Source organism: Chryseobacterium oleae, from assembly GCF_900115055.1.
GTDB lineage: Bacteria > Bacteroidota > Bacteroidia > Flavobacteriales > Weeksellaceae > Chryseobacterium > Chryseobacterium oleae.
This window is the reverse complement of the sequence record NZ_FOVD01000006.1, coordinates 13,523-35,324: the sequence shown is the minus strand read 5'-3', so window position 1 is coordinate 35,324 and position 21,802 is coordinate 13,523. Positions and strand designations below refer to the sequence as shown.

Here is a 21,802-nt window from a genome sequence, read left to right as displayed (position 1 = left end):
GTTTAAAAGTTTTGATTAATTAAAAACGGTCCATTAAAATGTTTAACGGACTCACGATGTGATAATTAACCTATTTTAGGCGGTTGCCAAATCTCTTTTAAACGGTCTGATAAATGAGGCGGTGAATAATGGAACTGAGGATTCTTATTGGCTTTGTAATAAGACAGTTCGAAATGTAAATTTTTAGAAAACGGTGTTTCTATATACGTATAGCATGCCACGCACGTTGAACAGCAGTCGTCATTGCATGAAGATTTTGTATCGTGATTTTTGTGGTCTTTGCTGTCTTTTGAAGGATGGTTTTTGCAGCAGTCGCTCTTTTCGGACTTTTCTTTACAGCAGGTATCCTGCATAGATTGAGAGTAGAAGCTGTCTTTAGGAACTAAAAAAATTCCTAGACATAAAATAACTGCAAGAATGTGAAACAGCTTCATCTCTGCAAAAATACAAAAATTATGACAATGGATCACCAACTTTTAAAGCACAATTGTGCCAAGGTTCTCCGTGTGCCGGGTTCAGTTTGGGTTTTGGGCCTGTTGGAGCGGGTGCTGTTACCGGACCGGGAACGTTTTGTGCACTTTGAACAGGTTGTGGTGCAGGTGTTGGTACCGCTGCAGGTTTGCTGCTTAAGGGCTGACCTACCGGGATATCACATCTGTGACCTGGCTGTCCGTGTGGAGGGTTCATGCCGGGCGCAGTTTTCACCTGTTTTGCATTATTATCAACCACTACTTTTCCTGCCGGCATCGAATTGGCGTCTATTTTAATGGGATTGTTTGGGTTTTGGCCTGGAGCTGTCTGTATAGCCGTTGGGCTTACATTAAGCGGCTGTCCGACCGGAATATCACATCTGTGACCTGGCTGCCCGTGAGGAGGGTTCTTGATTCCTGGCGCTGCTGCAATAGGAGCAGGATTGGGATTGGACTGTACGCCTGCCTGATCCAGCAGGGACGCTTGAGGAGCTGCGTTAACGGCTACATTGGGTTGCTGTACACCTGCTTCTTCTTTTAAATAAGTTGGCTTTTCGTCTTTATTACATGAAACGGCGAGCAAAGAGATGGCGATAACGCCAAAGAATGTATTTTTCATATCCAATCGGTATGAAACAAAATTAGCAAAACATTTTTAATTGTTTTGCTAATTTTATATTTATAATCTGTATTTAGGATTAATTTTTAACTAAAAGCCTAAATCCTTCCCCGTGAACGTTGATAATTTCCAATCCTTCGTCGTCTTTTAATAACTTACGAAGTTTTGCGATGTACACGTCCATACTTCTTGCGGTAAAGTAATTTTCCTTTTTCCAGATCTTTCTCAAAGCCAGATCTCTTGGCATAAAATCGTTTCTGTGGATACAAAGAAGTTTCAACAGTTCATTTTCTTTTGGAGAAAGTTTGTATTCTTTATCGCCTACTTTCAGCTGTCTCAGCATAGAGTCGAAGAAAATATTACTGATCTTGAACTGCTCCTGTTCTTCATTTTCTAAAGTAGAGCTTCTCTGCAGGATCGCTTTGATCTTGTATAAAAGAAGTTCTGTATCAAACGGCTTTGTGATATAGTCATCCGCTCCCAGTTGGTACCCTTTCAGGATATCCTCTCTCATATTTCTTGCCGTAAGGAATATGATAGGCGTATTTTTATCGATTTTTTTTACGTCTTCCGCTAATGAAAATCCATCTTTTTTAGGCATCATCACGTCAAAAATACAGATGTCAAATTCATTTTCTGTAAATTCTTTCAAACCCTGTTCTCCATCTGTAGCAAGGGTAACCTCAAAGTTATTGATCGTTAAATAATCCTTCAGCACTGCCCCGAAACTCTGATCGTCTTCTACTAATAATATTCTGTTGCTCATGATTTTAATAATTAAAAATTAATGATTAAAAATTAAGAATGAACGTTCTCACTCTATCTTCTATATTTTGTTATTTGGTTCAATATGTTATCATTGATGAATGATTACTGATCTGTCTTATCATCCATCATTCAACGCTCGCCATTTATGTTATCGGCAGTTTGATCGTAAACGTACTTCCCTTACCTTTATGGGAGTCTACGATGATCTGCCCTTTATGCAGTTCTGCAATTTTCTTTACATAAGAAAGTCCCAGTCCCTGTCCTTTTACATTGTGAATGTTTCCGGTTTCTTCTCTGAAGAATTTTTCAAATATTTTTGTCCTGTTCTCCGTTTCCATTCCCATTCCTTTATCCGAAATTTCTATGATGTACCAGTTTCCTTCATTTCTTGTCTTCACATGAATTTCAGGCGCTTCAGGAGAATATTTATTGGCATTGTCCAGCAGGTTCACCAGCATATTAGAGATATGGAATTCATCTATTTTAAAAGTATAATTAGATGCATTGAATTCCTGGGTCAGCGATCCGTTTCTCTGTTTTACGATAAGATTAAATGATTCTGTTGTTCTCTTGATCAGTTCACGTACATTGGTTTCTCTTAAGAACAGTTCTACTTCATTTCTTTCAAGCTTAGACATATTCAGTACATTTTCCACCTGCTTCTTCATCCTTAAATTTTCCTGCTTGATCAGTTCCGAGTAGTATTTTACCTTCTCAGGATTGGTCGCGATCTTGTCATTAGCCAAAGAATCTGTAGCTACAGAAATCGTTGCCAGCGGAGTTTTAAACTCGTGAGACATATTATTGATGAAATCTGTCTTTACTTCTGCGAGCTTCTTCTGTCTCATCATATAATTAATGGAAATAATATAAATTCCAAGAATAGTCAGTAAGGAAAGGAAAGTTCCGAGAAGCATCGGCCAGTTGTTCATGGCCAGCGAGTATTCTTTTTTAGGAAACACCAAAGCCAGACTATACAAAGTCCGGTTTTTTATATCGGTGAAAAGAGGGTAGGTGTAGGTATTGTTGTCCTTTTTCTCTTTGTATGCTTTATTGGCAACACTGGTGAGCTTGTTATTCTGGTCAATGACTCCATATCCGAACTTGGCAGTGATCCCTTTTATTCTCAGCTCTTTTGCGATGACCGAATCAAGAATTTTCGGATCCACTCTTTTACCGATCGGAAGGTTGGTTCCTACTACTTTTACGAATTCCTTTACCGCATAATCTCCGTTTTCAATATCAGTATTAAGTTCTGAAGTAAGAAGTTCCCGGTTGGTGGTGTCTTTTTTTACCTTGTAGGCAGCGTTGTCCGTATATAAAGTGGTCAGCTTCAGAGTGTCCCCCTTTTGAGAGATCGGAAGCTGTGTCTTTGATATAATATTTTTGGAATAGATGATCTGGCGTTGTGTACCGGAATCTTCTACCTGTTGGATGGTGGTTAAAGAAGGTTGGTCTTTGCTGGCAATGACGTTGTTTCTTAAATTACTATAGCCTTGATTCAGGTATTTATCAGCTTCAATTTCCTCAATATTTTTTGAAGTATTTTCTAAAACAGAGTATACTTTATTCGAGAATTCCTGTTCCAGAGCACCGTAATAACCTTTCAGCCAATAAAATTGGAGCGTAACAAAAACAATCAGTGAGATTGTCATAAACACCGAAATTATTGGGATGAATTTATTATTCATTATTTAATTGTATATATATTGGGAAAAGTGAATGTTAAAATTAATTATTTTAAGACTTGATAAACAAAAAACGAGCCAAAAAATTGTTTAATTTCTCTTAAAAGTGAGTTTTTTAACAATTATTTATGAATTTTAAATTACTTGTCCTATGGAAAGTCCTTCAAACTGAGAAATTAGGTAGCTTTGTTAAAAATAATTACTTATGGAATCTAATATCGTTTTTAACAAAGATTTTGACTCGAACAGTGTTTATGTCATGACGGTTTATGATGCAGATGTTTCAAAAGTGTGGGATTATTTTACCCAATCTGAATTACTGGACCAATGGTGGGGTCCAAAACCGTGGAAATGTGAAACAGTCAGCCAGGATTTTAAAGAAGGTGGAATCTGGCATTACGCAATGGTAGGTCCGAACGGCGAGAAATCATATGCCCAGGTTCAATACGGCGAAATCATGGAACACCGAAGCTTTGACGGGCTGGATTCTTTCTGTGATGAAAAAGGAAACATCAATGAGAATTTTGGACAGGCCAAATGGCTGTTCGGATTTACAGGGATAGAAGAAGGAGTGAAAGTAACGGTCAATATTCATTTTCCTTCTCAGGAAACGATGAAACAGCTATTGGAAATGGGTTTTGAGGAAGGTTTTAAAACGGGGCTGACACAGCTGAGAGATGTGATGATGTGTTGATGCGATGATGTGTTGATGAGATGATTGGGAAATTGGAAAATTGGACAAAGCCGGAGATGTTGTCTTTTTTATGTTTTGGCTGAAGCCTTTGTTTTTTATATAAAAGAAAAGACGGGCTAAAGCCCGTCCCTATTGAATTTTATATGTACACATGCATTTGAATTTAAATAATGTGATTGTTCATAGAACCCTCAGATTTGTACCCTTGTCCATTATCCTAATCACCACATCATCATATCCTCAAATCAGCACATCAAATCAACTCTTCCTCCTGAAAATACTGTATAATCGCTTTTTTCATCAGAAGAGACTGTTCGTTGGGTCTTAATTCCGGAAGCTCCTCCAGTTTGTCATATTGTGGCCATCCGTCTTCATAGTGGGTAAATTTGTAGTACCCGAAAGGTTCGAGTAATCTGCATACTGCAATGTGGATCAAATTTACTTTGTCTTCTTTTGTATATTTTTGTTGGCCGCTTCCAAGTTCCTGTAGCCCGATCAGAAACAAAAGCGTTTCAATCGGTGGATTTTTTTCAGTATCGAAAGTATCTACAAAGAACTGTTCTATTTTTTTCCAATAATCTCCTTCGTTAACCATAATTTATAAATTATCATTTATTTTCAACAGAAACGCATATTCCAGCGCGTCTTCTTTCAATGATTCAAATCTTCCGCTCGCTCCGCCGTGGCCTGAGCTCATATCTGTTTTGAATAATAAAAGATTGTCATCAGTTTTCAACTCTCTCATTTTTGCCGTCCATTTTGCCGGTTCCCAGTATTGAACCTGAGAATCGTGAAGACCTGTGGTGATCAGCATATGAGGATAGTCTTTCGCTTCTACATTGTCGTAAGGCGAATAGTCTTTCATATACTCATAATACTCCTTGTCATTCGGATTTCCCCATTCGTCGTATTCTCCGGTTGTCAATGGAATGGTTTCATCCAGCATCGTCGTCACCACGTCTACGAAAGGAACCTGTGCTACAATTCCGTTAAAAAGCTTAGGCTCATAATTAACCACAGCTCCTACCAGAAGTCCGCCGGCGCTTCCGCCCATTGCATACATATGGTTGGATGATGTGTAGTTTTCCTTAATCAAATGCTTTCCTGCATCGATGAAATCGAAGAATGTATTTTTCTTGAAGAGCATTTTTCCATCTTCATACCATTCTCTTCCCAGGTATTCTCCACCACGGATGTGAGCGATGGCATAGATAAATCCTCTGTCCAAAATAGAAAGTCTTACATTGGAGAAACTGGCATCTACTGTATGTCCGTAGCTTCCATAACCATATAACAGTAAAGGCGTATCTGCAGATTTTTGAGTGTCTTTGTGATAAACCAGTGAGATCGGGATTCTTGTTTCTCCATCTCTTGATTCTGCCCAGATTCTTTCCGATACATAATTTTCAGCATGGAATTTTCCACCCAGTACTTCCTGTTGTTTCAGAAGTTGAGTCGTTTTCTCCTTCATGTTGTACTCGTAGGTTGAGCTTGGCTGCGTTAGTGATGTATAGCCATAACGGAGAACCTCAGTATCAAATTCCATATTGATTCCGATATAAGTTGTATACGTTGGATCAGAAAAAGGCAGATAGTAGGATTCCTGGGTTTTCTCATCAATGATCTTGATTTGAAGAAGTCCTTCTTCTCTCTCTTCCAGAACCAGATAATCTCTGAATATTTCGAAACCTTCAAGCAGAACTTCAGCGCGGTGTGGAATTACATCTGTCCAGTTTTCCATTCCGCAGTTGTCAATCTTGGTTTTTACAATCTTGAAGTTGGTCGCATCGTCTGCATTGGTGATGATGTAGAATTCATCTTCATAATGTTCTACAGAATATTCCAGATCATCTATTCTTGGCTGAATAATTTTCCATTCTGCAAAAACATTGTTGGAAGGGATAAATCTGTGTTCATCAGAAATCGTACTTGAGCTTGCAATGAAAATATACTCCATTGATTTTGTCTTGAAAACATTCACATCAAAAGTATCATCCTCTTCGTGGAAGATCAGGATGTCCTCTGAAGCATCTGTTCCCAGCTTATGTCTGTATACCTGGAATGCACGCAGACTTTCATCTTTTCTGATATAAAAAACGTGTTCATTGTCATTCGCCCAGACAGCTTTTCCTGTCGTGTTCAGAATCTGATCAGCGAAAACTTCTCCTGTTACAAGATTTTTGAAATTGATCGTGTAGATTCTTCTGCTGACATTGTCTGATGAAAAAGAAACCAGTTCATTGTTTGGAGAAACGGCAACGCTTCCTACTTCAAAGTAAGTTTCGCCTTCTGCCAATACATTGACGTCAACTATTATTTCTTCTTCATTATCAAGACTTTTGTGTTTTCTGCAGAAGATAGGATATTCTTTTCCTTCTTCGTAGCGTACAATGTACCAGTATCCGTTAAAGAAATAGGGGAGAGATTCGTCGTCTTTTTTGTAGCGGGCTTTCATCTCTTCGAAAAGTTCTTCCTGAAAAGCTTCAGTGTCTTTCATCATCACCTCTTCGTAAGCATTTTCCTCTTCAAGGTATTGGATGACTTCGGGATTTTCCCTTTCGTTAAGCCAGAAGTAATTATCAGTTCTTCTGTCGCCGTGTATTTCTAGTATTTTTTCTATTTTTTTTGCCTGTGGAGCTTTCATCCGAATATTTTAAGTTTTTAATGGGCCGGATGGAACGTACTTATCTGTTTTCTCTTTTCGGAGAACCGATTTACAGTAACGTTTCATTCAATATTAATTCTTGTTCAAATTTAGGTAAAAAAAAGCCATCTTTCCTGTATTGAAAAGACGGCCGTTTTTATCTTATGTATTAAAGACTATTTGTGAAGTGCTTTAATATACTTTTCAAGTGCCATGGTCATAGACGGAGTTTCCTTTGTAGGAGCCATCAGATCTACTTTTAGGCCTGCTTCTTCTGCAGCTGCCAAAGTAGTGTTTCCGAAAACACCGATCTTGGTTTCCTCCTGTTTGAAGTCCGGGAAATTCTGTTGAAGAGATTTTATTCCCTGTGGGCTGAAAAAGATCAGCATGTCATAATCCTTAGCATTGATGTCTGTAAGATCGCTGCATACGGTTCTGTACATGATGGCTCTGGTCCAGTCAACATTAGCTGTCTCCATCGTTTTCACGATATCCGGGCTCAGCACATCTGAAGACGGCAGAAGGTATTTTTCTGTAGGGAATTTCTTGAACAGAGGCAGAAGATCTGAGAAGTTTTTCTCCCCAAAGCTGATCTTTCTCTTTCTATAAACAATATGTTTCTGAAGATAGTTGGCAATCGCCTCAGACTGGCAGATGTATCTCATCGTATCCGGAACCGCGAAACGCAGCTCTTCGGCAAGTCTGAAGTAATGATCTATTGCATTTTTGCTGGTGAAAATAATCCCAGTAAACTGCGTCAGATCTATCTTCTGAGTTCTGAGTTCTTTGTTGTCAACTCCTTCGACGTGGATGAAAGGGCGGAAATCAATCTTTATTTTTTCCTTCTTTGCTATATCCAGATATGGAGAAGACTCACTAGGCGCTGGTTGAGAAACCAATATAGACTTTATTCTCATCATTGACTTTTATTAAAAAAATAACAACTTCCATAGCAACAATAAAGGTGCGATTTGGAGGGTGCAAATATACAAAAATTTATAATACCATTTTTCGGGAAGTATGTTGTTTTTGTGAAACAAATAGAAGAAAATCTTGAAAACCGCGACAAATGCGAAGAATCCGAAATAGTATAAAAATATTTTATTTCTGTCTACGGGGAAATAATAGTGGGTTACACAAAGAATTATTAACAAAAATGACAGAATGAAGTAAAATTTGGTGGAGGTGAAATAAAAAACAGTCCATTTTCTGCCATCACCTATACTTTGATAAAATAAGAAGCCTAATGCAGATTTTGAGGCATAAAAAAATATGACTGCCAATAATGTATATCCGAATTTATTAAGCTGATATCCCATAAGCTGAAGATCGGCGATGTATTTCGGAACGATAGGGATATATTGAGAAAGCAACACAGAAAGGGTCAGAGCCGTTACACAGGACGTGATAATCCAGCTCGGAAGGTTGTTGCTGGCATCAAAATACTTCTGAAGCAAAAAGTCTTTCAGGCTTGCATCTCTTTCTATGATATTCATCATGAAAACATACAGGAATATGCATCCTATCAGGATAAAGATTACCCAGTCATTGTTCTCAGGTATTCTTACGTGGTTGATAAAGTTTTGTGATAACGGCAAAGGAATATTTTTTGCAAAATTATAGATTATTTTGTATAAAATAAAAAGGTTAAATAAACTATCTTTGCAAACTGAAATGAAAAAACTCGTCATCATCCCTACCTATAACGAAAAGGAAAATATAGAAAATATTATTTCCGCGGTTTTTGCATTGGAAGATGACTTTCATATTCTGGTGGTGGATGACTCTTCCCCGGACGGAACAGCAGAAATAGTAAGAGGCCTTCAGAAAAGATTTCCCCATCATCTTCATATGTCTGTGAGACATACAAAAGACGGTTTGGGAAAGGCATATATCCATGGATTTACTTGGGCCATAGAAAATAAATACGACTACATTTTTGAAATGGATGCCGATTTTTCACACAACCCAAGTGATTTACCGAAACTTTTTGAAGCCTGTCTGAATGCAGATATGGCGATAGGTTCCCGTTATTCAAAAGGAGTGAATGTAGTGAACTGGCCGATGGGCCGTGTGCTGCTTTCCTATTTTGCATCCAAATATGTAAGGTTTATTTTAGGACTTCCTATTCATGACACTACGGCAGGATTTGTCTGTTTCTCAAGAAAAGTTCTTGAAGAAATTGGGCTGAATAATGTAAAACTTAAAGGATACGGCTTTCAGATTGAAATGAAATTCCGTGCTTTTAAAAAAGGTTTTAAAATTGTAGAAGTTCCTATTATATTTACGAACAGAATTTTAGGAGAAAGTAAAATGAACGGTGGCATCATTCATGAAGCTGTATTCGGAGTTTTAAATTTAAAGTGGAAATCAATAATCAACAGATTATGAAAAAGCTGGTCTTCATTTTCATTATGCTTTGCATGTTCTCATGCGGCGACTATATCGATAAGCCCAAAAATCTGATCGAGCCGGATGCTATGGCTGAGATCCTTGCTGATCTTGCCCTTACAGATCAGGCCATCATGATCTATCAGAATAAAAACCTGGAAGCGGGAACAAGATTTGTGCTTAAATCCCACAAGGTAAAATCTGAAGATTTTGTAGAAAGCTTTAAATATTATGTCATTAAAGACAAAATGAAAGATATTGCGGACAACGCGCAGAAAATAGTAGTAAAAAAAGATCCTAAAGCGGAAAAATATATTCAGGATAAAATGAAAGGTACTTTACCTACACCCGTTTTAGAAAAATAAATATGATGCGGAAACGCGTTCTGTCTTTAAAAGCAGAATCGTTTATAAGCGGTGAATTAAAAGAATAGACGAATGAAATTTTTTAATATAGAAAAAACCTCTGAAGGAAAAGCAAGAGCGGGGGAGATCACCACAGACCACGGGAAGATCCAGACGCCCATCTTTATGCCTGTAGGAACTGTAGCAAGTGTAAAAACAGTTCACCAGAGAGAATTAAAAGAAGACATTAAAGCCCAGATCATCCTGGGAAATACCTATCACCTGTATCTTCGTCCTGCAATGGACACGATGGAACAGGCTGGAGGATTGCATAAATTCATGAACTGGGATCTACCTATCCTTACCGATTCAGGAGGTTTTCAGGTGTTTTCACTCTCCAAAAGCAGAAAAATGTCTGAAGAAGGAGTGAAATTCAAATCCCATATCGACGGAAGCTACCACATGTTTACGCCTGAAAAGTCTATGGAAATCCAGAGACAGATCGGAGCGGATATTTTCATGGCTTTTGACGAATGCGTTGCTTATCCCAGTGGATACAACGAGGTAAAAGCTTCTATGGAAATGACCCACCGATGGTTAAAAAGATGCATCGACTGGAATGAAGCAAATCCTGAATTATACGGTCACAAGCAAAGATTTTTCCCCATTGTTCAAGGTTCTACCTATTCGGATTTAAGAAAAATTTCAGCGGAAGTAATTTCTGAAGCAGGTGCTGAAGGAAACGCAATCGGCGGACTTTCCGTTGGTGAGCCTGAAGAAGAGCTGTACAGAATTACCGACGAGGTTACCGATATTCTTCCAAAAGAGAAACCGAGATACCTTATGGGTGTAGGAACTCCTTGGAATATCCTGGAATCCATTGGTCTGGGAATTGATATGATGGACTGTGTAATGCCTACCAGAAATGCCAGAAATGCAATGCTTTTCACATGGCAGGGGGTAATGAACATGAAAAATGAAAAATGGAAGCAGGACTTTTCGCCTTTGGACGAATTTGGAACCAGCTACGTAGACAGAGAATATTCGAAAGCATACTTACGCCATTTATTTGTATCAAAAGAATATCTTGCGAAACAGATCGCATCAGTACATAATCTTGCCTTTTACTTAGACCTTGTGAAAGTAGCAAGAGAACATATTGTGGCAGGTGATTTTTATGAGTGGAAAAAATCTATAGTGCCGGTTCTTAAACAGAGACTTTAAAACAGAACGATCATGATCAAAATTATAGACGGGTATATCATCAAAAAATATCTTGGAACATTCAGTTTCATGCTGATATTGTTGTCTATAGTAGTACTGGTCATTGATGTACAGCAGAAGATTCCAAGGATTGAAAATGCAAAAGCACTCGATCCGAAACTGAATCTGGTGTATTTCCTGATCCATTTTTATCCGTTCTGGATCATTAATCTTGTCGTGACCTTTCTGGCTATTCTTGTGTTTATTTCAGTGATTTACTTCACATCCAGAATGGCGAATAATACCGAAATTGTTGCCGTAATCAGTAGTGGAGCCAGTTTTCACAGATTTGCAAAACCTTATCTGTATACCTCCGTTTTAATTGCTATGATATCTCTAGTGGTGAACCATATGGTGCTTCCATGGGCTAATATCAAGAAAAATGAACTGGAAGCGTACACGTATAATGCGGCCAATAAAGAAAAAATTCTGGGGACAGGTCCTGCGTCTTCCCAATTCAGTAAAACGGAATATATTTTCGTGAACTCCTGGAACAAAAGAGAAACCAGAGGTTCAGGCTTCGTTTATCAGAAGTTTGATAAAGCTAGAAAAATGGTCTACGAACTGAAAGCTTCAGAAGTATATTGGGATAAAGCTAAAAAACAGTTTATTCTCACCAATTATCTCGAGAAAACCATCAATAAAAATAATACAGAAAAACTCGGCAACGGAGTTGAAATGAGGAAAAGCTACGGACATTCTCCTGAAGAACTTTTCCCGAACGAGCTTCTTGGCCAGAATAAAACCACTCCCGAACTTGTCAAATTCATTGAGAGGGAAAAAAACAGAGGAAACAGTAACCTGAATTCCTACCTTAATGAGCTCCATCAGAGAACCGCAATGCCGGTGGCCATTATTATTCTGACCTTCCTGGCCCTGTCTTTGGCTTCTCAGAAGAAAAGAGGAGGTCTTGGTGTCAATCTGGCGATAGGAATTTCCCTAGCGTTTGTTTTTGTTTTCTCTTTTGAAGCTTTAAAAGTGGTTTCGGAGAACAAAAGTTTATCACCAGCGGTAGCCATGTGGCTTCCGAATATGGTGTTCTTCCCGCTTACCTTATATCTGTATCTGAAAAGAGCCAATCAGTAGAGGAGTTTGATCTCCTTATGATAAAAAGGCTTTAAACCATCCTTTTCGAGCTCTATCCACAATTCTCCCTTTTCGTCAGCATGACGGATGATGCCATTTTGTCTCTCTTGTCCGATTTCGAAGACAGAGATCTCATCTTTGCGATATAAATTCATGTTAAACTGATCGATAATCTCCTGTTCAGACGGAATGTTTTTCAGCCTTTCTGACAGATATTGATGAAGTTGAAAGACAAAATCTTCAAGATCAAAAACCTGCCCGGTGAGTGTCAGAAGTGATCCTGCATGCGATATTTCATCAAACTGATCCTGCAGTACATTGAAGCCGGCACCGATGATGAAATAATTATTTTGGTTTATTTTTTTCTTTTCGATTAAAATCCCGACGATTTTTTTATTTTTAAGAATAATATCATTTGGCCATTTTATTTTCACCATATTGTCAGTCAAATTGGCAAGGAAATCCCGGATGACAACTGCGGTATAGTAATTGAATATAAAATCTGAGAGCAAGAAGCTTTTAGCCTTAACAGCCAGCGTATACGCCACATTTTTTCCGGCCGCAGCCGCCCATGTATTTCCGTATTGTCCGCGGCCTTTAGTTTGATTGAATGTAGAGAGTCCAATAAAATCTGAATTTTCGTAAAGTAAAAACTTTGAAACTTCGTCATTAGTAGAAGAGCACTCTTTTAAATAAAATAATTGATCCATTTAAGAAAACTTTAAGACTTTAAAGGGCTAAAAGTAAGGCTAAAGTAAAAGAAAAACAATAAATTTGCAGATTATAGATATTTTAATGAATAAAACAGCAGAAAAGCAGGCACTAATAGATAAAATTGTTGAAGCCATCCAGGATGTAAAGGGTGAAGATATTATGATTTTCGATCTTTCGAAAATTGAAAATTCTGTAGCGGAAACTTTTATAATTTGTAGCGGAAACTCAAATACACAGGTTTCTGCATTGGCAGGGAGTGTGGAGAAAAAAGTAAGAAACGATCTTAAAGATAGACCTTGGCATGTAGAAGGTACCGAAAACTCCATGTGGGTTTTGGTAGATTACGTAACAGTGGTAGTGCATATTTTCCAGAAAGAAGTTCGTGAATATTACGATATTGAAGAACTTTGGGGCGATGCAGCCATTACCAAAATAGAAAATTAATTTTAAATTTTAAAAAGTATAAATGAACAATAAAGGATTCAACTGGTTTTTTCCAATTGCAATCGTGGCTCTTTTGTTATTTTTCGGTTCCAATTTTTTAGGAGGCGATAGTGCAAAATCTATTGATGAGGATGCTTTCTTCAGGGAAATGCAGGCAGGAAAGGTCCAAAACGTTATCATATACAAAGACACAGAGAAAGCTGATGTTTTCCTGACAAAAGCAGCAAAGACAGCAATGGTTAGTAAAACAGCAAATCAAAGCAATCCTCTTTCTGCGTTCGAAATGGCTCCAAAAGCAGATTTTTCTGTGAAATACGGAGACCTTCAGCTTTTCCTTCAAAAATTTGATCAGATAAAAGCTACAGACGCTACTATCAAAACGACCAAAGATTACGGAGCAGGCAAAAACCCGTTCATGGACATCCTGGTTTCAGCATTGATATGGATCGCGATCTTAGGACTTTTCTACTTCCTTCTTTTCAGAAAGATGGGCGGTGGCGGAGGCCCTGGCGGACAGATCTTCTCTATCGGGAAATCTAAAGCGAAGCTTTTCGACGAAAAAGAAAGAATCCAGGTGACATTTAAAGATGTTGCAGGTCTTGAAGGCGCGAAAGAAGAAGTACAGGAAGTAGTAGACTTCTTGAAAAATTCTGAAAAATACACAAAACTAGGTGGTAAGATTCCTAAAGGTGTCCTTCTTGTAGGCCCTCCGGGAACCGGTAAAACCTTATTGGCAAAAGCTGTTGCAGGTGAAGCCAAGGTGCCGTTCTTTTCACTTTCAGGTTCAGACTTCGTAGAAATGTTCGTTGGAGTTGGTGCTTCAAGAGTTAGAGACCTTTTTGCTCAGGCAAAAGCTAAATCTCCGGCTATCATCTTTATTGATGAGATTGACGCTATCGGACGTGCCAGAGGAAAAAACAACTTCTCTGGTGGAAACGACGAAAGAGAAAATACATTGAACCAGCTTCTTACAGAAATGGATGGTTTTGGAACAGACGTTAACGTTATTGTTATGGCTGCGACAAACAGAGCTGATATCCTTGATAAAGCCCTGATGAGAGCCGGACGTTTTGACCGTTCGATCTATGTAGACCTTCCGGAATTACATGAAAGAAGAGAAATTTTTGATGTTCACTTGCTGAAAATCAAATTAGATGATACCGTTGACAGAGATTTCTTAGCAAAACAAACCCCTGGATTCAGTGGAGCGGATATTGCTAATGTTTGTAACGAAGCAGCGTTGATCGCAGCCAGAAACAGTCATACCTCTGTTACTAAGCAGGATTTCCTTGATGCTGTAGACAGAATCATCGGAGGTCTTGAGAAGAAAAATATGGCCATCAAACCTTCTGAAAAAAGAAGAGTTGCTTATCATGAAGCAGGTCACGCTACCATCTCCTGGTTGGTAGAGCACGCAGCACCACTTTTAAAAGTAACAATCGTTCCGAGAGGACGTTCTTTAGGAGCAGCATGGTACCTTCCGGAAGAAAGACAGCTGACCACTACTGAACAAATGCTGGACGAATTGTGTGCAACGTTAGGAGGTAGAGCAGCAGAGCAGGTGATCTTTAATAATATTTCAACCGGAGCATTATCTGATCTTGAATCTGTAACGAAGAGAGCGCAGGCTATGGTTACTGTTTACGGTCTAAGCCCTACGATTGGTAATATTTCTTATTATGACAGCTCAGGCCAGTCTGAATATAATTTCGGAAAGCCATACTCAGAGGAAACCGCTAATAAGATTGATGTTGAGATTAAATCAATTATCGAAAATCAATACGAGAGAGCAGTTCAGATTCTTACTGAGAACAAAGATAAATTGGATGCCTTGGCGAATAAGCTTCTGGAAAAAGAAGTGATATTCCGTGAAGATCTTGAAGATATATTCGGTAAAAGAGCATGGGATCCTGAGTTAACAGAGAGACCTGTTACAAGCACGATTGCTACGGCGAAAGAACCGGATGAGCAGATTATCATTAAAGACAAGGAAGAAGAAAGTGAAATTCAGGCTCCGGAAAGCCCGACTCAACTTTAAAATACTTCCAAAACATATCAAAAAAAACCTGACAGTCTTCGAATTGTCAGGTTTTTTCATATTTAAAGCCACATTTTTAGAATCTATTGTAATTATTTTCTATTTTTGTATAAAGTTGACTAAAAATAGATTAAGTTGAATTTATTCAAGAGGATTGTAAGCAAACTTACCAACCAGCCTGAGGAAGAGGAAAAACAGAGTCTGGAGAAGCTCGGGGATTCGCTGAAAAATGCGGATCTTGACTATAAGTTTGCGCAATTATTTACGCATTCAGGGGGATTTTTTAATTATTGTGCAGATGAAGCGGAAGCTCTACAGACTTTAAATCAGATTGTCAAAATAGAAGGAATTAGTAATGTGTTCTGCTGGGACAAAGAGCTTCAAAACTTTTTGAATGTGGTGAAAATACCATACACCTCAGAAATGGAGCATTCTAACGATGCCGCCTTCATCACCTGTGAATATCTTATCGCCTACGACGGGAGAATTATGCTTTCGCATAACAATATCCTGCATTACCATTCTTCAAGACTGCCGGGTAAGATCATTATCATGGCCAATGTTTCGCAGATTGTAAACAACCTGAATGATGCGATGGGAAAAATAAAAAGAAACGGGAATATCAAAAACCTTACTTCCATCAGTGGAGGACAATCAAGTTTAGATACCTCCTCCAATACGAATACAAAACTGTTTTTATTGCTGCTTGAAGATTAAGCATCAACTTATAAATTTTACATCTTGGACAAAAACCTTATTCAAAGAACCATTTCCGGGCTTGTTTACGTTGCCGTTATCATTCTTTGCACAACACCGCTGGGTGCCCAGCTGATCAACAAGATCCATCCGGACCTTATCAGACAGGAATACCTGTATCATGGGCTGATCACTCTTTTGCTGCTGGTAGGTACGTGGGAATGCGTTAAGATCATGAAATTCGGGAAAGGCTATGAAAAATGGATCGTACTCCCGCTCGTTATTTTTATTTACTACGTTTTTTCCAAAAGATATTTCCACCACGACTTCTTTTTCGATTTCAGACTGAATGAAATACTGGCTATTTCCCTGATTGCGATTGCGGTGGTCACCTTATTCAAATATCCAAACGAACTTTATTTCGACAGCGGAAAGCTGATATTTACCGTCATCTATGTAGCACTGCCTTTTAGTTTTGCATTGGGACTGCCTAAGTTTTCCAGCTTTGACGGGACGTTCTCACTGGAAGTCCTTTTCCTATTTATCCTGATCTGGAGCAGTGATACATTTGCTTATCTTACCGGAAAATTTTTCGGGAAACATAAAATGGCCCCTAAAATCTCCCCAAAGAAGACCTGGGAAGGTTACGGTGGCGGAGTAGTGCTAACGTTGGTTTTATCCTACTTTATTGAGCATTATCAGCCGGAACTTCGCGGGAACTGGATGGTAGTCGGTTTCCTTGTAGCTGCATTTGCTCCGTTAGGAGATCTTGTGGAAAGCCAGCTGAAAAGAAATTTCGGCGTAAAAGACAGCGGAAACATCATTCCGGGGCATGGAGGCGTGCTGGACAGACTGGACAGTTTTTTAATTTGCGTTCCTGTCGTATATTTGTACTTTATTTTAGAAAAATTTATTTAATCTCATGAAACTACATAAGGAGTCAAAAGGAACGATTACCGTAGCAACGATACTGTTTATCATCATAAGTGTGTTGGCTATTTATTTTCTTAAAATGTGGTCGTTACTGATCATTATGCCAATATTGGTTGTTTACAGTTTAGTATTCTGGTTTTTCAGAGTTCCGGAACGTGATATTCTGGAGCACAGAGAAAACGTGATCGCGCCGGTAGACGGAAAGGTGGTGATGATCAAGGAAGTGGATGAAACTGAATTCATTAAAGGGAAAGCCATTCAGGTTTCTATCTTCATGTCACCATTGAATGTTCACATCTGTAGATATCCGGTGTCAGGAAAAGTTATCTACAAAAAATACCATCCCGGAAAGTATCTGGTTGCATGGCATGAAAAGTCATCTACAGAGAACGAAAGAACAACGGTAGCGGTGGAAACAGCTACTAATCATAAAGTGGTATTCAGACAGATCGCGGGATATGTGGCCAGAAGAATTGTTTTCTACTGTAATGAAGGAGATCAGGCTAAAGCCGGACATGAGTTCGGGTTTATCAAATTCGGTTCGAGAATGGACGTATTTCTGCCTTTAGACACGGAAATCATCTGCAAGATCGGAGATATTACAAAAGGAGGTCTGGATGTAATCGCCAAAATGAAAGATTAATAAAATATTTATCATCAAAATATAGAAGGAGAAATTAAGTTTTCTCCTTTTTTTTGTTTTATAAACTTCATGGTTCATTTGTAAATTCCTTTTGCATCAATTTTTCACACGCACGAGTGCTATTGAGTAGTAGTTTCGTAGCATATGTTAAATCTGACCGGTATTTTTGCCATAACAAGTTCTGATTTTGGTTTAAATTTTTAATAAATTTTATCCAAAGCATAACGGTTTTTAACCAGTTGGTCAATTGGAATGAGCAGCATATCGTTTTTTTATGTAAATATGCTGAAAAATTATACGGATGTATTAAGTCTCATTGAGCTTAGTATCTTATTAAAAAAAACACATCTTTTCACAATTTTCACTGAACATAAAAAACAGCAGAACTAAGCGCTCTGCCACTTTCTGTTATGCTTTATTGAGTATTGATATGGATACAGATGGTTTGATTTGTACAAAAAGCAACCTGAGCATCATTAAAAAAACATAAAACAAATACGATGATTTTTAAATTTTTCTTCAGAATGATCAGTGAAGAGCCTGACAAGCTGGATAATGAATATGAGCGCAGCTATCTGAATCTCATTAATAAATACCTGGTCTTCCTTTTTTTGCTGTTCTTATTTTATTCTGTATTTATTGTGATTTTCTTTGGAGATGCACTAATCTCCATATTTCTTACCATCATTACGCTTTTCTGGCTTTTTTTAATGGCTATGAAAGGTAAAACGGGACGTTACCGGAAGATGCTCAGGACAAGTGTTATTTTCGTTTTTGTTCTGCTGACTTTTATTGTCAGTTTCTTTCATATTTATACCTTCAAAAATGCAGGGGTAGAATATTTTTATTTCTCGCTCTTATTTGCTACTCCGTTCTTTTTCAATTATAGAGAAGAATCTGCTCTGATCCTGATTATTGCTTTTGTGATCAGTCTCAATTTTATTGCCTGCCTCTATATTGATTTCGATTTTCTTCCTAAAAGTAAATTTTTTGAAGCCAGAGATTTCAAAACGGTGAAATTGCTCAATATTTTGTTCTCTGTTGGGTCATTTCTAATGGATATTTCGTTTATAACCCAAAAAGATGACCTTATTTACGGACTTATTGAAGATACAAGAATCAAAAATTCCACAATAGTAGACCTGCAGAAAACCAATACCGGACTTCTGAAACAGCAGATGCTGATCAATCATCTTACGGAAGAAAATATCAGGGAGATCTATCAGCTTGCTGAAAGTAATTCGCCTTTGTTTTATGATAAATTTCAGGTGTTTTTCCCTCATTTTATTCCTGAGATTTTGACCATCAATCCCAACCTTATTCATTCGGAACTGCACTTCTGTGCTCTGATGAAAATAGATTTTGATACGAAGAAAATTGCGCAGTGTACCAACAGCAGCATCCGGGCCGTAGAAAGTAAAAAATACAGGATCAGAAAAAAGCTAAATATCCCTTCTGAAATGAATATCAATAGTTTTATTCTTAAAATATAATTTTTTTAACAATACGCGTAGTATTACGTAGAAAGACAGACTGTTATTGTTTACTGTTGTTAATATTTTTGCTGTACTTATGAATTTAAAAGATATACATATTGGAAGTTTAGTGAAAGCGAAAGCAGAAGAACTTGGAGTACCCGCTACAAGGATTATGAATTTTTTTAACTGTACCGAGGCCGAAATACAGGAAATGTATGACCAGGAAAGTATAGACACGAAAAAACTGCTGAGATGGAGTAAGCTTCTGCACTTTGATTTTTTCAGAATCTACACGGGACACCTTATCTTGTATTCACCTCCCTCAAAAACGGATAGAGCTATTAAACTGGAAAGTTCTATGCTTGAATTCAGGAAAAGTGTGTACACGGAAGAAGTGAAATGTTTTATACTGAACAAAATCCTGTCCGGGCAGATGACCACCACTGAGGTTCTGACAAAATACAAGATTCCTAAGACGACCCTTTACAAATGGATTAAGAAAGCATAACTATGCCCGATTTTAAACTAATTTATACAGACATCATCAGTGAAAAGTTTCCTGATAAAATAAACAATCCGATGATCAGAAATAAGCTGAATGCTCTTCATACGACATCTGAAATTTTAAAATTCAATGCCCTGATCTTTGGCCAACCCACATACAGCGTTGAATGTAAAAATCAGAGACTTCGTTCTTATGATGAATATTCGATCCGTGGAATTCTCAATTATCAAAAGAAAAACAGGTTGACCAATACAGAAACGGCCAATCATTTCAAAACCAGCCGCAATACGATTGCCCGATGGAGATCTGTGTATAAACTGTAGCCTTTTTTGTCTGTTTTTAAAATCACATCTAAGCTTTGATCTGTTTTCTGAGTTTCCTAGGTTTTTATTTGTAAAGTGTTGATTGATTGTGAGTTTTACTACTCGCGCGTAATATTGCGTAGGCTGTTTTTATTAGAAATGTCTTTATGGATGATATTTTTGCGTTGGCTGAAAAGTCAGTTTAAAACATAACAAACATAATTATTTCGAAACGATGAAAACAAATTTTACAACAGCAAAAATCAAAGTTCTGCTTCTGGCGCTGTTTCTGGTTTTTGGACAGTTCTATTCACAGCTTCAGAACGGCTCGGTAGGGATCAATACGTCTTCACCTAATGTCAATTCGGTGCTGGATGTGGTCTCAGGAAACAATAATAAAGGGATACTAATTCCCCGCCTCACGGAAAACCAGAGGAATGCAATTATTATTAACAAATCGAAGGATGATGGTCTTACCATTTATAATACGACGGAAGACTGTTTTAATTACTGGAGCTTTGCCGATGATGAATGGAAAAGTGTCTGCGGACAGATGGGAAAAGCGGTGTTTACGGTTGATTGTTCCAACACGAAAGTGATGGGAACGTATGTAAAAGGAAGAGACCTGACCACTTCCAATTATCTGAGTATTTTCGTTAATGTCACTAAAATAGGAAACTATACCATTTCAGGAACCACAATCAACGGATACAATTTCTACGGAACAGGTACATTTCTGAATACAGGTGTACAAACCATCCAAATAGGCGGACAGGGCAATCCTCAGAATGTTCAGACGGATGATGTGTCGCTGTCGGCTAACGGAACTGATGTAACCTGTACTCCTGCTGTATCTGTCAACGTTCTGAGCCCTGCAGGAAGTTATACCATGAGTTGCGGAAGTGCTGTGGCGAATGGCGTGTATAAAGTGGGAACAGCCCTTAATTCTTCCAATACAATTACATTGCCCATCAATGTTTCTTCATTGGGAAGTTATACCATTACAACCAATACCGTGGATGGAATTTCATTCAGAGGATCAGGTACATTTACTTCGACCGGAAATCAAAATATAACCCTGAGTGGAACGGGAACACCTTCTTCTACTGCGATGAAAACCATGACTATTACTTCAGACAGTCAGGGCGGTGTTTCCACCACGTGTAATGTGAGTATCATCGTAGTCGTTCCTAAAAAAACAGTGCTTCACATAGGTCTGGAATCAGCTTATGGATACAGCGCTTTTACAGGGCCTTCCAGAAGTCTTATGGATTCTCCGACCAATTTTGGAACCACAGCTTCCAGTATTGTAAAGTATGAAGGTTTTACCCATACATCTCTTGGAAACTCACCCTCTTCAGCGGCGCTTCAGGCAGCTTTGAATGCTAAACCGGATATTGTCATTATTGGATATAATTATACTCCGAATGCTACTGATGCCGGGTATATCGCTTCTTATCTCAATAAAAAAGGAATTGTCATTGCACTTACTGATGATTCCGGAACCGCACAGAATTTATTCAGAGGAATATTTTCAGATCCTACCATTTCAGCATCCAACGGATCAGGGGCTGGATCGGTATACGCACTTTCGAATACGGATGATCCAATATTGAATGGTCCTTTCGGAGATGTAAGAGGGAAAAACTGGGGCGAAGATGCTTCTGCAACGGTCAATATATCAGGGCTTACCAGCGGATTTATTCCTTACAGCTATGCACAGCCCATTAACAATGCTACAGCAAGAACCGGCATTTCCGGACTGAGAAGCAGCAATGTGAACTTTATATGGTTTGGAGACGGAGGTTTCTTAAGTAATGAAAATGCAAACGGAAATCCTTATTCAAGCAATACTATTGAGCCTTTTGTCGCACCAAGTTCAGGCGGATATTTCCCTGTTCAGAAAGCAACCTACGGATCTGCAGGAAACGGCTATTCAGCAGGAGGAATGCAGGTGCAAAACTCTATATTGTTCGCGAATATGATTGCGTGGGCAGTTAAGCAGGCAGAATTCAGCGGAATAAATACACAGTAATGAAAAAAAAATCTTAAAATGGGCTGCGGCATGGTGAAACCATGCCG

Annotated in this window: 23 protein-coding genes; 14 read left to right on the top strand and 9 right to left on the bottom strand. The window is 38.3% G+C overall.

Annotated features, from left to right (window positions below; translation table 11 throughout):
- Window positions 1-65: 65 nt before the first annotated feature.
- From BM143_RS17390 to BM143_RS17375, 4 genes are all read right to left on the bottom strand, one after another.
- Window positions 66-434 (bottom strand): hypothetical protein, encoded by a 369-nt coding sequence (locus tag BM143_RS17390; protein WP_167375309.1) that lies wholly within the window; start codon window positions 432-434, stop codon window positions 66-68.
- Window positions 435-453: 19 nt separating this feature from the next.
- On the bottom strand, window positions 454-1,089 hold the full coding sequence (locus BM143_RS17385) for a hypothetical protein (RefSeq protein ID WP_090025885.1): 636 nt from the start codon (window positions 1,087-1,089) through the stop codon (window positions 454-456).
- Window positions 1,090-1,168: 79 nt separating this feature from the next.
- Window positions 1,169-1,855, bottom strand: a complete 687-nt coding sequence (locus BM143_RS17380) for a response regulator transcription factor (protein ID WP_002982671.1) — start codon at window positions 1,853-1,855, stop codon at window positions 1,169-1,171.
- 145 nt (window positions 1,856-2,000) lie between these two features.
- Window positions 2,001-3,548: a sensor histidine kinase gene (locus BM143_RS17375; protein WP_090025883.1), complete on the bottom strand. Its 1,548-nt coding sequence runs from the start codon at window positions 3,546-3,548 to the stop codon at window positions 2,001-2,003.
- A 202-nt stretch (window positions 3,549-3,750) separates the two neighbouring features.
- Between BM143_RS17375 and BM143_RS17370 the strand changes: the two genes are divergently transcribed.
- Window positions 3,751-4,239, top strand: a complete 489-nt coding sequence (locus BM143_RS17370) for an SRPBCC family protein (protein WP_090025881.1) — start codon at window positions 3,751-3,753, stop codon at window positions 4,237-4,239.
- Between the two features lie 253 nt (window positions 4,240-4,492).
- Here the strand turns inward: BM143_RS17370 and BM143_RS17365 are convergent, their stop codons facing one another.
- From BM143_RS17365 to BM143_RS17350, 4 genes are all read right to left on the bottom strand, one after another.
- Complete coding sequence (locus tag BM143_RS17365; protein WP_034724054.1) at window positions 4,493-4,834, bottom strand: hypothetical protein; 342 nt, start codon at window positions 4,832-4,834, stop codon at window positions 4,493-4,495.
- Window positions 4,835-4,837: 3 nt separating this feature from the next.
- The gene (locus BM143_RS17360) at window positions 4,838-6,883 is read right to left on the bottom strand and encodes a S9 family peptidase (RefSeq protein ID WP_090025879.1); all 2,046 of its coding nucleotides are present in this window, start codon (window positions 6,881-6,883) and stop codon (window positions 4,838-4,840) included.
- Between the two features lie 176 nt (window positions 6,884-7,059).
- Window positions 7,060-7,800 (bottom strand): uroporphyrinogen-III synthase, encoded by a 741-nt coding sequence (locus tag BM143_RS17355; protein WP_034724052.1) that lies wholly within the window; start codon window positions 7,798-7,800, stop codon window positions 7,060-7,062.
- A 12-nt stretch (window positions 7,801-7,812) separates the two neighbouring features.
- Complete coding sequence (locus BM143_RS17350; protein WP_052202334.1) at window positions 7,813-8,481, bottom strand: DUF4271 domain-containing protein; 669 nt, start codon at window positions 8,479-8,481, stop codon at window positions 7,813-7,815.
- 76 nt (window positions 8,482-8,557) lie between these two features.
- On the opposite strand from BM143_RS17350, the gene BM143_RS17345 reads away from it, so the two are divergent.
- From BM143_RS17345 to BM143_RS17330, 4 genes are all read left to right on the top strand, one after another.
- Complete coding sequence (locus BM143_RS17345; RefSeq protein WP_034724050.1) at window positions 8,558-9,274, top strand: polyprenol monophosphomannose synthase; 717 nt, start codon at window positions 8,558-8,560, stop codon at window positions 9,272-9,274.
- Window positions 9,271-9,639 carry a DUF4296 domain-containing protein gene (locus tag BM143_RS17340; RefSeq protein ID WP_090025877.1) on the top strand — a complete coding sequence of 123 codons (369 nt, stop codon included), beginning with the start codon at window positions 9,271-9,273 and terminating at the stop codon, window positions 9,637-9,639. Before BM143_RS17345 ends, BM143_RS17340 begins: the two co-directional genes overlap by 4 nt.
- Before the next feature lie 72 nt (window positions 9,640-9,711).
- Complete coding sequence (gene tgt / locus BM143_RS17335) at window positions 9,712-10,842, top strand: tRNA guanosine(34) transglycosylase Tgt (protein ID WP_090025875.1); 1,131 nt, start codon at window positions 9,712-9,714, stop codon at window positions 10,840-10,842.
- A 15-nt stretch (window positions 10,843-10,857) separates the two neighbouring features.
- Entirely contained in the window at window positions 10,858-11,967 is a 1,110-nt protein-coding gene (locus BM143_RS17330) for an LptF/LptG family permease (protein WP_090026287.1), read from the top strand.
- On the opposite strand, the gene BM143_RS17325 is transcribed toward BM143_RS17330, so the two are convergent.
- Window positions 11,961-12,677, bottom strand: a complete 717-nt coding sequence (locus BM143_RS17325; RefSeq protein WP_090025873.1) for a biotin--[acetyl-CoA-carboxylase] ligase — start codon at window positions 12,675-12,677, stop codon at window positions 11,961-11,963. The two genes, BM143_RS17330 and BM143_RS17325, sit on opposite strands and share 7 nt — an antisense overlap.
- A gap of 85 nt (window positions 12,678-12,762) precedes the next feature.
- On the opposite strand from BM143_RS17325, the gene rsfS reads away from it, so the two are divergent.
- From rsfS to BM143_RS17280, 9 genes are all read left to right on the top strand, one after another.
- Entirely contained in the window at window positions 12,763-13,125 is a 363-nt protein-coding gene (gene rsfS, locus BM143_RS17320; protein WP_034700760.1) for a ribosome silencing factor, read from the top strand.
- 22 nt (window positions 13,126-13,147) lie between these two features.
- Window positions 13,148-15,163 carry an ATP-dependent zinc metalloprotease FtsH gene (ftsH, locus tag BM143_RS17315; protein WP_034724043.1) on the top strand — a complete coding sequence of 672 codons (2,016 nt, stop codon included), beginning with the start codon at window positions 13,148-13,150 and terminating at the stop codon, window positions 15,161-15,163.
- Between the two features lie 135 nt (window positions 15,164-15,298).
- Window positions 15,299-15,880, top strand: a complete 582-nt coding sequence (locus BM143_RS17310; protein ID WP_185116555.1) for an LUD domain-containing protein — start codon at window positions 15,299-15,301, stop codon at window positions 15,878-15,880.
- 24 nt (window positions 15,881-15,904) lie between these two features.
- Window positions 15,905-16,777, top strand: a complete 873-nt coding sequence (locus BM143_RS17305; protein ID WP_090025869.1) for a phosphatidate cytidylyltransferase — start codon at window positions 15,905-15,907, stop codon at window positions 16,775-16,777.
- Window positions 16,778-16,781: 4 nt separating this feature from the next.
- Complete coding sequence (locus tag BM143_RS17300; RefSeq protein WP_034724040.1) at window positions 16,782-17,435, top strand: phosphatidylserine decarboxylase family protein; 654 nt, start codon at window positions 16,782-16,784, stop codon at window positions 17,433-17,435.
- 500 nt (window positions 17,436-17,935) lie between these two features.
- Window positions 17,936-18,928, top strand: a complete 993-nt coding sequence (locus tag BM143_RS17295) for a helix-turn-helix transcriptional regulator (protein WP_090025867.1) — start codon at window positions 17,936-17,938, stop codon at window positions 18,926-18,928.
- Window positions 18,929-19,007: 79 nt separating this feature from the next.
- Window positions 19,008-19,421: a helix-turn-helix domain-containing protein gene (locus tag BM143_RS17290; RefSeq protein ID WP_090025864.1), complete on the top strand. Its 414-nt coding sequence runs from the start codon at window positions 19,008-19,010 to the stop codon at window positions 19,419-19,421.
- Between the two features lie 2 nt (window positions 19,422-19,423).
- Window positions 19,424-19,741 (top strand): transposase, encoded by a 318-nt coding sequence (locus tag BM143_RS17285; RefSeq protein ID WP_090025863.1) that lies wholly within the window; start codon window positions 19,424-19,426, stop codon window positions 19,739-19,741.
- Window positions 19,742-19,955: 214 nt separating this feature from the next.
- Window positions 19,956-21,755, top strand: coding sequence for an autotransporter outer membrane beta-barrel domain-containing protein (locus BM143_RS17280; RefSeq protein ID WP_090025861.1), 1,800 nt, complete (start codon window positions 19,956-19,958; stop codon window positions 21,753-21,755).
- Window positions 21,756-21,802: the final 47 nt, after the last annotated feature.